This window comes from Gluconobacter sp. DsW_058 (assembly GCF_002153615.1).
GTDB lineage: Bacteria > Pseudomonadota > Alphaproteobacteria > Acetobacterales > Acetobacteraceae > Gluconobacter > Gluconobacter cerinus.
In genome coordinates, this window is sequence record NZ_JOPH01000018.1 from 1 (window position 1) to 11,671 (window position 11,671).

The 11,671-nt window shown below is 53.6% G+C and carries 16 protein-coding genes and 3 pseudogenes; 16 read left to right on the top strand and 3 right to left on the bottom strand.

Annotation, left to right across the window (positions count from 1 at the left end):
- The 8 genes and pseudogenes from HK24_RS13405 to HK24_RS05630 all read left to right on the top strand — a co-directional run.
- Positions 1 to 171, top strand: a pseudogene (locus HK24_RS13405) (IS5/IS1182 family transposase); the annotation flags it as partial.
- 371 nt (positions 172 to 542) lie between these two features.
- Positions 543 to 830 (top strand): WGR domain-containing protein, encoded by a 288-nt coding sequence (locus HK24_RS05595; RefSeq protein ID WP_086633656.1) that lies wholly within the window; start codon positions 543 to 545, stop codon positions 828 to 830.
- 128 nt (positions 831 to 958) lie between these two features.
- On the top strand, positions 959 to 1,540 hold the full coding sequence (locus HK24_RS05600) for a site-specific integrase (RefSeq protein WP_233126128.1): 582 nt from the start codon (positions 959 to 961) through the stop codon (positions 1,538 to 1,540).
- 25 nt (positions 1,541 to 1,565) lie between these two features.
- Positions 1,566 to 2,276 carry an AAA family ATPase gene (locus tag HK24_RS05605; RefSeq protein ID WP_233126129.1) on the top strand — a complete coding sequence of 237 codons (711 nt, stop codon included), beginning with the start codon at positions 1,566 to 1,568 and terminating at the stop codon, positions 2,274 to 2,276.
- A gap of 317 nt (positions 2,277 to 2,593) precedes the next feature.
- A complete protein-coding gene (locus HK24_RS05615) occupies positions 2,594 to 3,505 on the top strand; it encodes a replication initiator protein A (protein ID WP_086633658.1) in 912 nt (303 codons plus the stop codon).
- 235 nt (positions 3,506 to 3,740) lie between these two features.
- Positions 3,741 to 4,652, top strand: a complete 912-nt coding sequence (locus HK24_RS05620; RefSeq protein ID WP_086633659.1) for a 3'-5' exonuclease — start codon at positions 3,741 to 3,743, stop codon at positions 4,650 to 4,652.
- Between the two features lie 66 nt (positions 4,653 to 4,718).
- Positions 4,719 to 5,114, top strand: coding sequence for a hypothetical protein (locus HK24_RS05625; protein WP_086633660.1), 396 nt, complete (start codon positions 4,719 to 4,721; stop codon positions 5,112 to 5,114).
- Positions 5,115 to 5,139: 25 nt separating this feature from the next.
- Positions 5,140 to 5,892 (top strand): metallophosphoesterase, encoded by a 753-nt coding sequence (locus HK24_RS05630; RefSeq protein ID WP_086633661.1) that lies wholly within the window; start codon positions 5,140 to 5,142, stop codon positions 5,890 to 5,892.
- A 25-nt stretch (positions 5,893 to 5,917) separates the two neighbouring features.
- Here HK24_RS05630 and HK24_RS05635 read toward each other — a convergent pair whose 3' ends face one another.
- Positions 5,918 to 6,490, bottom strand: a complete 573-nt coding sequence (locus HK24_RS05635; RefSeq protein ID WP_086633662.1) for a hypothetical protein — start codon at positions 6,488 to 6,490, stop codon at positions 5,918 to 5,920.
- A gap of 368 nt (positions 6,491 to 6,858) precedes the next feature.
- Here HK24_RS05635 and HK24_RS05640 point away from each other — a divergent pair, with 368 nt between their 5' ends.
- Positions 6,859 to 7,104: a type II toxin-antitoxin system Phd/YefM family antitoxin gene (locus HK24_RS05640; RefSeq protein WP_086633663.1), complete on the top strand. Its 246-nt coding sequence runs from the start codon at positions 6,859 to 6,861 to the stop codon at positions 7,102 to 7,104.
- Positions 7,101 to 7,487, top strand: a complete 387-nt coding sequence (locus HK24_RS05645; RefSeq protein WP_086633664.1) for a type II toxin-antitoxin system VapC family toxin — start codon at positions 7,101 to 7,103, stop codon at positions 7,485 to 7,487. Before HK24_RS05640 ends, HK24_RS05645 begins: the two co-directional genes overlap by 4 nt.
- Positions 7,488 to 7,665: 178 nt before the next feature.
- On the opposite strand, the gene HK24_RS13960 is transcribed toward HK24_RS05645, so the two are convergent.
- Positions 7,666 to 7,791: a hypothetical protein gene (locus tag HK24_RS13960; RefSeq protein ID WP_255376434.1), complete on the bottom strand. Its 126-nt coding sequence runs from the start codon at positions 7,789 to 7,791 to the stop codon at positions 7,666 to 7,668.
- A 43-nt stretch (positions 7,792 to 7,834) separates the two neighbouring features.
- Positions 7,835 to 8,095, bottom strand: a complete 261-nt coding sequence (locus HK24_RS05650) for a conjugal transfer protein TraD (protein ID WP_086633665.1) — start codon at positions 8,093 to 8,095, stop codon at positions 7,835 to 7,837.
- Here HK24_RS05650 and HK24_RS14030 point away from each other — a divergent pair.
- The 6 genes and pseudogenes from HK24_RS14030 to HK24_RS05685 form a co-directional block, all read left to right on the top strand.
- Positions 8,063 to 8,830, top strand: a complete 768-nt coding sequence (locus tag HK24_RS14030; RefSeq protein WP_369826511.1) for a hypothetical protein — start codon at positions 8,063 to 8,065, stop codon at positions 8,828 to 8,830. The two genes, HK24_RS05650 and HK24_RS14030, sit on opposite strands and share 33 nt — an antisense overlap.
- A gap of 66 nt (positions 8,831 to 8,896) precedes the next feature.
- Positions 8,897 to 9,133 (top strand): hypothetical protein, encoded by a 237-nt coding sequence (locus HK24_RS05660; RefSeq protein WP_086633666.1) that lies wholly within the window; start codon positions 8,897 to 8,899, stop codon positions 9,131 to 9,133.
- A gap of 156 nt (positions 9,134 to 9,289) precedes the next feature.
- On the top strand, positions 9,290 to 9,802 hold the full coding sequence (locus HK24_RS13415; protein ID WP_198942068.1) for an IS5 family transposase: 513 nt from the start codon (positions 9,290 to 9,292) through the stop codon (positions 9,800 to 9,802).
- 53 nt (positions 9,803 to 9,855) lie between these two features.
- A pseudogene (locus HK24_RS13815) lies at positions 9,856 to 10,110 on the top strand (transposase); the annotation flags it as partial.
- A gap of 114 nt (positions 10,111 to 10,224) precedes the next feature.
- Complete coding sequence (locus HK24_RS05680) at positions 10,225 to 11,013, top strand: ABC transporter permease (protein WP_086633671.1); 789 nt, start codon at positions 10,225 to 10,227, stop codon at positions 11,011 to 11,013.
- 333 nt (positions 11,014 to 11,346) lie between these two features.
- Positions 11,347 to 11,671, top strand: a pseudogene (locus tag HK24_RS05685) (transposase); the annotation flags it as partial.

Consider the following 11,671-nt stretch of genomic DNA (forward strand, 5'->3'; position numbering starts at 1 on the left):
TCTGTGATCCGATCTCGTGTCGAGCATGTCTTTGCCGATCAGAAATCACAGACGGGACTACTGATCCGAACTTTCGGTATCACCCGGGCCACCATGAGGATCGGTCTCGCCAATATCGTCTACAACATGCGCCGCTTCCTCTTCCTCAAAAGATTGAGTGCGAGCGCGTAGTCATTCAGCGGGACGACAATCCCCGATCTGCTCAACACGCAGAGCAAATTCTACCCAAAGAACAGTCAATCAAATCGCCAAAACCCAGAAATCACGGGCCAAGCACATCAATTGACGGTTCTTCGATCCCTCCACCTTCCCAAGGTATTACATTATATGAGTGTACGTTACCGAAGCCTCCCGCAGGGAGGGTTGGGAGGGTACACTATTACCTATAGTGTAACATCCTGTGCCTTCCGGTCCCAGATCCGACCGGATCACGCCTTCCCGTCCCGCTCTCACGATCTGCGGAAAAGTCCCGAAAACCCGCATTCCTGGAGAGAAAGCCCCTGACGGACTGATCCCGGACCTGTTACACTTTTCGGGATCTGATGCCCAAAGCTCCGCAAACGGCCCCGCCCCGCCAGTTCAGCCTCTTCCCCGAGAGCGCCCGTCTGCAGCGGATTGATCCGGCGACCAACTGCTGGCGGTTCTACCGTCTGACCCTGCAGGATGATCTCTTTGGGGGCACTGTCCTTGTCCGCTCCTGGGGGCGTCTGGGGACCACCGCTCAGGAGCGGCGGGAGCGTTTTGGCGATCCGGTTGCCACTCAGAAAGAGCTGATGCGGTGGGTGTGGGTAAAGCAGCGTCGGGGCTATCGAGAGGACATGGACGGATGACAGCAAGCGATGTGACGGTGAAAACGAGGGCGCTGCCCTCGCGCTCCCGGCAGGAGCCTCAGGCTCCTGCACCTCGGGGGGGTAACAGGAAGACGCCGTCTGGCGGCGGCGTGGCGCCGCAGACGGGGATGCAGCTGTTTGATCCCTCGGGGGCACGGAAATATCTGACCGTGTCCGAGCGCACCGCTTTCCTGAAAGCGGCCGAGCGGGCGCCGCGCGATGTCCGTACCCTCGCCATGACCCTGGCCTGGTCGGGGTGCCGTCTGTCCGAGGCCCTGGCCCTGACCGCCGACCGGGTGGATCTGGCCGGCGGCGTGCTGGTGTTCGAAAGTCTGAAAAAGCGCCAGGATGGGATTTACCGGGCCGTGCCCGTCCCCCCTGCCCTGCTCGAAGCCCTTGATCTGGTGCATGGTGTCCGCGAAGCGCAGGCGCGTCGGGACCGGGGCCGTTCTCTGCGTTTGTGGCCGGTGGCCCGCATGACCGGCTGGCGCATGGTGCACCGGGTCATGGCCGAGGCTGGTCTGTCCGGACCGGCCGCGTCCCCCAAAGGTCTGCGGCATGCCTTTGGCGTGGCGGCCGTCTCCACCGGCATTCCGCTCAATCTCGTGCAGAAATGGCTCGGCCATGCCCAGCTCTCTACCACCGCCATCTATGCCAACGCCTCCGGCGACGAAGAGCAGACTATTGCCAGGAAAATGTGGTCAATCTAAAACATATTTTTAGAAACCATTTTGAATGTTTATAAAACGTTCTTTTAATATTAAAAGAACATTAAAGGAAGGTCTTATGATTCTCACTGTTGGCAATACGAAAGGCGGCGTAGGGAAAACCACCCTTGCAGTTCAAATCGCTATTTTCAGAGCGCTTCAAGGACGAGATGTCTGGTTGATCGATGGAGATCGTCAAGGAACAGCAGCCTCGGCGATTTCCATTCGCACAGAAGCAAATCTGAAGCCTGGAATTGCCTGCGCACAATATTCAGACGGTCCTACTTTACGAGGACAAATTCAACAGCAGAAGAACAAATGGGATGATATCATTATAGATGCAGGAGGCAGAGATTCTACAGCTCTACGCGCCTCATTAATTTTATCGGATGTTTTATTAGTTCCATTCGCCCCACGCTCATACGATGTATGGGCTCTCGATGATATGGCTAAGCTAATTGATGAGGCACGCAGCGTCCGAGACGGCTTAAACTGCTTTGCTGTTATGAACCAAGCAGATCCGGGATTATATTCATCAGATAATTCAGAAGCAGCATCTGCGGTGTCAGAAGTGAAGCAGTTTCGATATTTAGATATGCCTATCCGCCGCCGAAAAGCATTCAGTAATGCTAGTGGGGCAGGACTATCTGTTTCGGAGATGCCCGTAAAAGACGCAAAGGCTTGTAAAGAGCTTTCAAAATTAGTCGAATACGTTTTTAATATTAAAAATAAATCATAAGGATATTATTGTGGCTATCTTAAAAAGACCCCAGAGACCTACGCCTCCTTCGGTAGAGGACGCATTCATTGCAGGTGCACCGGACGGTGGGATTTTCACACACTCAACTCCAGAAGCATACAACAAGGGCATACCCAAAGGACATAAGCGACAAATCAGTCTGACGATTGCCCCAGAACTACTAAAGCGCGTTGACGAAATTGCTAAAAGAACCGGGCAGGCCCGTGCAGGAATTATAAATATGGCTATTTATAGAGCCTTAGAAGGAGATGTTTTTAAATGAAATTAATATCTAATTAGGATGGAAAGAATATCTTATGGATATTAAAAAAGATCCTTCTAGTAAAACTTTTCGTTCTGCTCCCTCTGCCCAAGAGCAAGGGGATTTTTTTGTTCCCGGATTATACGATCTTGCGACAAAAGATAACCGTGGTGTTATGGATGTCGCAGTATTTCGTCTATCTAAAAAAGACAAACGCGCAAATGATGTAATGATACATCATCTCCCTGATGGTTATGTACGTATAACTAGTGGCCCTGATGGCATGGCGTCTATTTGGGACTATGATATAATTTTGATGGGTATTTCACATTTAACCGAAGCAATGAACAAATATCGGTCTGGACTGGGAGAGAAGCCTGGGAGAATTTTTTCTCCTCAGGTATCAGATATATTAAAATTTTGTCGCCAATCTGATGGCGGTAGGCAATATGAAGCAGTTGAATCAGCTTTGCGGCGCCTTAAACAAACTTCTCTTGAAATAGTCCGTGGTGAAAAGAAAACTAAGGGTGGCCGTACAATCCGAGAAACTACAGGATCTGGTTTAATAAACGACTACAAGACTATATCATATGTAGACACTGGGCGTGTAATGGCTGTAGAGATAGAGCTTCCTAACTGGTTATATTCAGCAGTAGTAGACTCAGAAAATCCTGAAGTTCTTACGGTCCATCCAGATTATTTTCTTTTAAAACCTGGCCTCGGAAGATTTTTGTATAGATTGGCAAGAGTCGCAGCTGGGAAGAATGAAGCCAAATGGTCATTCCGATTAATTTATGAACGTAGTGGTAGCCAAGGAACTTTTAAAAGATGTTCATACGAACTTAGAGAGTTTGTTAAACGGAACGACTTGCCTGAATACGATCTTTACGAAGAAAGTGGGCGAGAGGGACCGCTTTTAATCATGAAGTACCGTTCAGAGAAGCAGCACTCTTCTTTGGGTTCCTAATAGACGGAGAAGCAGCGGCATTAAGGTAGAAAACCTTAATGTGCCCCGCCCGCCTGTGAAAATTCCGTCTTTTAGGAACCAAACTCCGTCTTTTAGGAACCTATTTCCGTCTTTTAGGAACCAAACTCCGTCTTTTAGGAACCGACCATCTTTATAAGCCATTGATAATAAATAATAAAATAGAACTTTTTTTTCCTAAAACTATTTAAAACATTTAAAACTATTTGAAACCCGAATGCCTGTGGATAACTCACTCCCTTCTGACCGTGCTTTAGAAGCTCTGGCTGATCGCCTGGAGGCTTCAGGAAATTACCGGGTTCTGAGACGCCTGCGTCCTTCTGTTCTGGGCCATAAACCTGAGGGCAGGGGACTACGGACCGGTCTGTTCGTCGATCTGGAGACCACCGGCCTTGATCCCCGTCAGGACGAAATCATCGAAATCGGCATGATCCCGTTCATCTATCGCATCGATGGCCTTTTCCTTGGAACCTTGCCCGCCTTCAGCCGACTGCGGGAACCTTCCATTCCCGTGCCTGCCTTTGTTCAGGATCTGACAGGGCTGACACCCGAACGCCTTGCTGGACAGACCGTCTCACCCGACGAGGTGGCGGCCTTCGCCCCGGATGCCAGTCTGGTGATTGCTCATAACGCAGCGTTTGATCGTCCTTTTCTCGAACGCTTCTGCCCGGCCTTTGTGAACAAACCCTGGGCCTGTTCCATGGAAGACGTTCCTTGGGATCAGGCAGGCTTTGAAGGACGCAAACTGGGGCATCTGGGTCTCCAGGCCGGATTTTTCTTTGACGGGCATCGTGCCGTGGATGACTGTCACGCTGCCATTGCCCTTCTGGACCACACAGGCTTCCCGGAGAACCGCTCCGCCCTCTCTCTCCTGCTGGAACGGGCCAGGACGGTCTGGACGCGTCTGTGGGCCGAATATGCGCCCTTTGAGCTCAAGGATACGCTCAAGGCTCGTGGCTACCGCTGGAACGATGGTTCTGACGGGCGACCCAAAGCCTGGTTCATCGACAGACCGCCTGAAGAGGTTGAAGAGGAGGTGCGCTTTCTGCGCTCTGACATCTATCAACGGGACGTCGATATTACAGTTCGTCCTGTCGAAGCTGCAGACCGCTTTACCAGCCGGGTCTGAGGCGGTCCTTGTCCGAAGCATGGCAGAGTGTCACTCTGATCTCTTTCACAAACAGGGAGTTTCCTGATGTCGATCCGGTTCCGTACGTCGTCTGCCATGCTTCTGGCCGGCATGACTCTGTCTTCTGCCGCTCTGGCGGCTGAGACCTCTGAGAAACCCTGTGAAACCGATCTGTGCCGCAGCGTCCGGCAGTCCTGGACCACCGTGCGTCAGGATGCCTCTGATGCGACCCGCTGGACCAAGAAGGAAAGCGTCAAAGGATGGGATGCCACAAAGGACGGTACAACCAAGGCTGCACACTGGACCGGGCGGGAAAGTGAAAAAGGCTGGAAGGCCACAAAAGCCGGAACGAAAGACGCGGCGCATGACACTGCTGTCTGGACCAGGAAAGCAGCCCATGATGTGAGCCAGTGGGGAACGGACAAGACGCCTGACACGGCTAAAACCGGACAAAATCAGTAACCCTGAACAGACGTGGGCCAGAGCTGTGATCCGCCTGTGGGTTCTGTCTGATCTCCATCTTGAGGCTGTACCGTTTCCGGATGGCTATGATCCAATCCGCCCGGAGTTCGATGTGCTGGTGGCGGCAGGTGATCTCTGGCGGGGCGAACCAGAAAAAGCCGTGGCAACGCTCAACCGTCTGGCGGGTGGCCGTCCGGCTGTGTTCGTCGCCGGTAACCATGAAGCCTGGGGGATGACCCCGGACCGGGCGCAGGAGCGTCTGAGACGGGCGACAGCCGGAACAACAGTTCACCTCCTGGACGGAATAGAGGTCGTGCTGGCCGGGATCCGGTTCACAGGCCTCACCCTCTGGGCGGATGGGGCTCTGGCTCCTGTGCCAGTGGATCCGCACCAGACAACAGGGGAAGGGGTTCTGCGGCCGTCTGGTGAGGGCTGTATCACGCATGGGGATGAAGCGGCCCTGCATCATGCTCACCGTGCCCGGCTTGAGCAGTGTCTGTCAGAGACGTCGTCCGGGCTGCCGGTCGTGGTGGTCACCCATCATGCGCCTCTGGCAGCGTGTCTGCCGGAAAGCCTGCGCCGTCAGTCAGGAGCCGGGCTGTTCGCCTCTGATCTGTCCGGCCTGATGCAACGCTTCAGGATTGCTGTGTGGATCCATGGTCATATCCATACCCGGCAGGAGCACCGTCATGCCAGCGGGACCCGGGTCCTTGCCAACCCGGCCGGACCCCTGTTCTCGGTTCCGGGATTTGACGACGCACTCGTTGTCGAGATTTGAACAACTCAGTGTTCAAGCGGTGACATCAGTCTGGCGTAAGCCAGTATCGTTTTTCTTTCTCCGCATGTTTTCGGTCCAGAATACGGGAAATGGACTCCCGACCAAGCTGAGGAATGCTTTCGTCATCTTCTACGGGCAGTCGCCGACGCGGCGGAAACCCGGGGCGACGTCTGGTTGGGTCTGGTGAGGTGACAATAGTTCGAGGCGCTCTGACCGGGGGCACTCTTTCTGCATCATCACGCTCGGCATACTGCTGTTTAACCTCCGCCGGCTGCCAGTCTGCAGGCAGGCGGCTGGGGGCAGGGCTGACAGTCTCTGCAGGCGGGTTAGGTGTGGTGTCGGCCTTCTGGCGGGCCCGTTCGCTCACAATCCGGGACCATTTTTTACGGATCGTGTTGGCGACAGCCTCTGTGCACGCAACATCAATGCCATCGTCCTGAGCTGCTGTGAGGATCATTTTCCAGGTAACACGGCGCCCCTCGCGCAGTTCTGCGATGGCATCATGGTTTTGATAGAGCCAACGATAGATCGGTGTTGCCGTGGCCCGGGGAGCCCGAAAGGGATGCTGCGTCTTGAGGGCTGCAAGTGCTTTTGACATGTCCCGGTTTCAACTCCTGTGTGTCCGTTCTGGACACACCCTCTTGGGGTGTCGGACGGATCTTCATGCGCGTGATGACATGGTTTCACCCGCAGACACCTTAAGCGTGTCTTTGGCGTTCCACAAGAGGGTCTCAGAAGAGACTAAGACGTGTCTTAACGTGACAGAAGAAGGCCTTTTGAGAGGCTTTCGAGAGACTGAAACGTGTTGTTTTCGTGACGTAAAAAGTAAGGTCTTCATAGACCATTGCACCGTTCGTGCAGAACGCTGCAGGAGCCGAGAGAGCGTTGTGCTTTGAGGCGCTGCCGCCTTGATAAACTAAACTCGAAAAACTAAGTTAGTCTGGTGCGAAGGAGAAAGGTTCTGTCATGCGGACGGTCAATATTCACGAAGCCAAAACCCACCTGTCCCGGTTGATCGAGGCCGCCATGAAGGGCGAAAGCTTCATCATTGCCAAAGCCGGTCGGCCCATGGTGCGTGTCAGTCCGATTACTGCGCCCGAAGAGACACAGAAGCGTCGTCTGGGGTTTCTGGCCGGACAGATCCGGGTCCCGGAGGACTTTGATCGCATGGGCCAGGACGATGTCATCTCTCTGTTTGACGGTCCGGCATGAAGCTGCTTCTGGACACCCATCTCCTTCTCTGGGCCGCCGGAGAGCCGGACAGGCTGTCCGTGCGTGCAAGATCCCTGATGGAAGATCAGGACAATGCTCTGGTGTTCAGTGCTGCCAGTCTGTGGGAAATCACCATCAAGGCAGGACTGGGACGTGCAGACTTCCAGATTGATCCCCATCTGCTGCGACGTGGCCTGATCGAAAACGGCTATGAGGAACTACCCGTCACCGGTCAGCATGCCATTGCGGTCGGGCAGCTTCCTGATGTGCACCGGGATCCTTTTGATCGCATCCTCGTGGCCCAGGCGACAGTAGAGGGGCTTCTGCTGGTGACCCATGATCCGCTCGTACAGGCCTATCCAGGGCCCATCACAGCCGTCTGATTACACCAGCTCCGGAAGATCATCCCGATGTCTCTCAGAACGACGACCAGTCCGATCCGGATGAGCCCGGATCGGACATTGTCGCCGGAGTATGATGGGCACTGTCATGATGATGGGACTGTGACGGGCATGAGGTCATCAGTTCCGTCAGAACGAGATCAGTGTTCGGGAGCGGAGCTCATGAAGACGTTTCCCCTTTCTGATCTGCGTAAAGACCTTCCAGCCGTTTCAGAATCCTAGGGATCAGAACGGCCAGTCCGATCAGGCTGACCGGCAGCATGCAGACAGTCAGAATCTGGATCATGCAGCACATTTCTCCCGCGACTTCCGGCTTCCGTTCTGAAAGATCATAACCCGTTTCCTTCGTCGTCTTCACCCTCCGCGTGGAAGCGGTTCAGCCGCCGCCGCCAGCGTGTTTTCAGATCGGCGGCAGACGGTTTTTCATTTACCTGAAGCTGCTCTGCCAGCTCCAGGAAGGCTCCGAGCAGTGTGGCCCGGTCATCGGCAGTCAGCTCAACCAAGCCGGCCTTCTGCACCAGTCCTCCGAGCTCGAGGCGGATGTTGAGCTTGCGGTGATGACCACTCAGGGAGAGCGGCAGTTTGCGCATGGGGACCGGCTGTATTTTCTGCGCAATGACCGGCATCTGAGCGTGAAGAACGGAACGCTGGGGACGGTGCGGGGGCTGTTCGGTCTGGAGAAGGACAGGGTCGTTCTGTCCGTCCACTGGAGCCGGGATGATGTGGGCAGCCGGGAGGGGCTGGTAGCGAGGCTTTCCCGTGAGCGGCTGAAGGATACCACGCTGGATTATACTGTCCGGGATGAAGACGCCGTATCTCCCAGACGACGTGGAGTGGATGTTTCAGAAAATGAAATGGCCTCCGGGGCCGGAAAAGAGGGTTCTGTCCCATCCCAACCCGCGCAGGCACCAGATCCGGAACACCCTGATCTTCTGTCTCCTGAGTTTCTGCAGGAGGGACGGGCTGAAGCCCGGAAAGTCTATGGGGACTGGCAGCGGGAGAAGGCGCTGGCCGTGCAGGCTGAACGCTGGTGTCAGGACTGGGGGCAGTCCTGGCAGGCCTATGCTCAGGCTGTTCATGGTCTGGTTCCCGGACAGGCCGTGTCTGAACAGGTGAAGCGGGGTCTGTCTAACTGTACTAGTGCCCTGCAGCAGGATGACCCTCTCCGGCAGAGGGTTCTGCGGGACTGGGAGCATCTGGATCCGGTCAGGAAAAGGGAAGCGTGGTTCAGGAATGTGGTGCGGCAGAATGTGGAGGCGTCCCGGGCGCTGCATGCGGCTCTGTCTGCCCATGAGCAGAGCGTTCTGGACAGGATACGACAGTAGCGCCGGATGCTGGAGGAAAGAGACCCGCCGTAGCATTCCGTATCAGCCGGAGAGGGATCGAACACCATGGTGAGTGAAACGGAACGGCGGATCTTTGGTCTGCTGGAGATGGCTGTGCAGTTGACCCTCTCAGGGTTGCGCTCCGAACTGAACCATCTGCCGCTGCAGACTACCCGGGCCGTGCAGGCCCTGGAGCGTCTGGTCCATTACGTGACCTGGGGGCTGTTTCTGCGGATTGTGGCAGAGCTGCTGGGGTTGGGAGGCGGGCTGTGGCTGAGCACGTCCGGAATCCTGCTGTGGTAGCAAGGACATCTGGTTCAGTTGGAGGATCGGAAAGCTGTTCTATCGGAAGAGCTACGGCAAATGGAACTCGGTTTATGTTCGGTTCCCGCGTTGGGCTGAACAGGGTGTCTGGGATGCCCTGCTGCAAACCCTGGTAGACCTGGGACTGACTGATGACTGGCAGCATATGCTCGACAGCACCGTGGTGCGTGCCCATTCACAAGCCACTGGGGCAAAAGGGGGGCTCATTCGGAGGCTTTTGGCCGGTCACGTGGCGGCTTTACGAGCAAAATCCACGCCCGATGCGACAATCAGGGACGTCCTCTTGGCTGTGTCCTCACCGGCGGCCAGGTCTCGGACTATAAAGCCGTCAATGCCCTAATGGCACTTCCGGCTCCGAACCCCAGGGCCATGCTGGCTAATCGGGACTATGACAGCGACAGCTTCCGCCAAGATCTACTGATCCACGGGATCCTGCCGGTTATTCCCTCACGAAAAGGCCGCAGCGTTCCTCAGAAAACAGACTGGCGGCGTTACAGGGACCGTAACCGCATCGAGCGGATGTTCAACCACCTCAAGCAGATGCGCCGCATCGCAACCCGCTACGACAAGACCGCCTTGTCCTTTATGAGTTTCCTCAATATCGCCGCAGCAAGGCTCTGGATCAGATCTTTTGTCAACGCGAGCTAAACATCTAAAATAAGGAAAAGCTGTGTTCTCAGCCCAACTTTGCAACAGGGCCGATTGGGTGGCATAACATCGCTCTGGGAAAGCCTCAGCAGAGCGGGTTTGTCGAAAGTTTCAACAGGTGTTTGCGGGACGAGTGTCTCAACGAGACATTGTTCACGTCTTTAGTCCATGCGCGACAGGTTTTGGCCGCCTAGTATGAGGATTATAACACCGTGCGCCCACGCTCTCAACTGGGAAGTAGGACACCTGCTCAAACCATTGTCATCCCATCAGCAACGCGCCATAAAAATACAAAACCCTCCGTTTAAATGGAAACAAAAAGGGGGCTACGTCAAGTGCAAATCAAGTAGAATATCGTTTTGGTGTGTGTACTTATGCCACCTTATGGACAACTTTGGTTGATGGAACATGGATTTTACGTGATGACAAACACTTCAAATTTCGACTTATTTTTTCTGCAATTCAAAGTTATAGGCGCTCTTATGATGAGAGAGTTGCACACAAGGTTTGGTCGTCATGGATTAGGGTTTCTGTGGGTTATAGGAGAGCCAATACTTTTTTGTGCTGGCGTGGCAATCGCGTGGAGCGCAATAAGACCACCGCATGAACACGGGTTACCGACAACAGCTATTGTCATTACGGGCTATGTGCCCCTAACTATGTGGAGGCACTGCCTTGGCAGATCCGTCATGGCCTTCGAGGCCAACGGTAGTTTACTGTTTCACAAGCAAGTTACCCCATTGGATATAATCATTGCTCGTGCAGCACTAGAAATTATTGGTACGATTATGGCGGGTTTAATCGTGTCATTGTGTGCAATTTGCTTTGGATTTATGGACCCACCGAAAAATTTTGGGCTATTATATGCGGGGCTGCTATTTCAAATCCTGTTTTGCTTGGGTACATCGCTAATTGTTGCCTCGCTCACGGAAAGAAGTGAATTTTTTGAAAAATCCATAAGTATCATAGCATACCTTTCTCTACCCTTATCGGGCGCCTTTTCGATGGTGGATTGGCTTCCTCAGACTTACCGCTGGATCCTCCTCCTGTCTCCCAGCGTAGATGCCATTGAGATGATTCGTGGTGGACAGTTTGGAAATATTGCACGGGCGCACTACGATATATATTACTCAATATGGATAAACTTTTTACTTATTTTGATTGGGTTATCATTAACGTTAAGGGTTAAAAAATACATAAAAATTGTTTGAACAGGATATTTATTCTTGATTAATAACGTGCCTACCCAAGATGTTACCACTGTAAAGAGCTTTGTAGCATAAATTATCGTGCGGGTATTTATGTTTTTCCTTGAGTTTATTATCTGGGGGGATGAGTGATGTTCCCCCTAAGCGCTACCGCACGACGAACTAATCCTCCTATAATGCAGCTAGAGCGTTTTCCTTTCAATCTGGCTCATACCATGCGGCGGTGAAGAAGTTTTCGCATTCTGTAGGAGTGACCTGGAGGGGTCGAAAAACCCCCTGGTTTTGAGGCTTTCTATGTGATTCCCTTTCTTCGGTTTTCGTTGAGGAAATGGCGCTATGAAACAGCTTGGTTTCTTTGACGTTGAAGAGCGGCTTACTCGGTTGAGCGGGCTTGGCGATCAGCTCGAAGCATTTTCCAGGACAGTGGATTTTGAGGTGTTCCGCCCTGATCTGGAGCAGGCTTTAGCCTATTCAGATGGATAGCAAGGGCGGTCGACCGCCATTTGATCCGGTGTTGATGTTCAAGATCCTGGTCATCCAGACCCTAAACAATTTGTCTGATGAGTGGACAGAGTATCTGATCAACGATCGCCTGTCGTTCATGCGCTTCCTTGGCCTGGGGCTTTCAGATCGTGTTCCTGATGCCAAAACAATCTGGCTG

Coding starts and splice junctions, on each gene's coding strand:
- HK24_RS05595 (WP_086633656.1), top strand. CDS start 543: ATGCCCAAAGCTCCGCAAACGGCCCCGCCCCGCCAGTTCAGCCTCTTC.
- HK24_RS05600 (WP_233126128.1), top strand. CDS start 959: ATGCAGCTGTTTGATCCCTCGGGGGCACGGAAATATCTGACCGTGTCC.
- HK24_RS05605 (WP_233126129.1), top strand. CDS start 1,566: ATGTTTATAAAACGTTCTTTTAATATTAAAAGAACATTAAAGGAAGGT.
- HK24_RS05615 (WP_086633658.1), top strand. CDS start 2,594: ATGGATATTAAAAAAGATCCTTCTAGTAAAACTTTTCGTTCTGCTCCC.
- HK24_RS05620 (WP_086633659.1), top strand. CDS start 3,741: ATGCCTGTGGATAACTCACTCCCTTCTGACCGTGCTTTAGAAGCTCTG.
- HK24_RS05625 (WP_086633660.1), top strand. CDS start 4,719: ATGTCGATCCGGTTCCGTACGTCGTCTGCCATGCTTCTGGCCGGCATG.
- HK24_RS05635 (WP_086633662.1), bottom strand. CDS start 6,490: ATGTCAAAAGCACTTGCAGCCCTCAAGACGCAGCATCCCTTTCGGGCT.
- HK24_RS05640 (WP_086633663.1), top strand. CDS start 6,859: ATGCGGACGGTCAATATTCACGAAGCCAAAACCCACCTGTCCCGGTTG.
- HK24_RS05645 (WP_086633664.1), top strand. CDS start 7,101: ATGAAGCTGCTTCTGGACACCCATCTCCTTCTCTGGGCCGCCGGAGAG.
- HK24_RS13960 (WP_255376434.1), bottom strand. CDS start 7,791: ATGATCCAGATTCTGACTGTCTGCATGCTGCCGGTCAGCCTGATCGGA.
- HK24_RS14030 (WP_369826511.1), top strand. CDS start 8,063: ATGACCACTCAGGGAGAGCGGCAGTTTGCGCATGGGGACCGGCTGTAT.
- HK24_RS05650 (WP_086633665.1), bottom strand. CDS start 8,095: ATGCGCAAACTGCCGCTCTCCCTGAGTGGTCATCACCGCAAGCTCAAC.
- HK24_RS05660 (WP_086633666.1), top strand. CDS start 8,897: ATGGTGAGTGAAACGGAACGGCGGATCTTTGGTCTGCTGGAGATGGCT.
- HK24_RS05680 (WP_086633671.1), top strand. CDS start 10,225: ATGACAAACACTTCAAATTTCGACTTATTTTTTCTGCAATTCAAAGTT.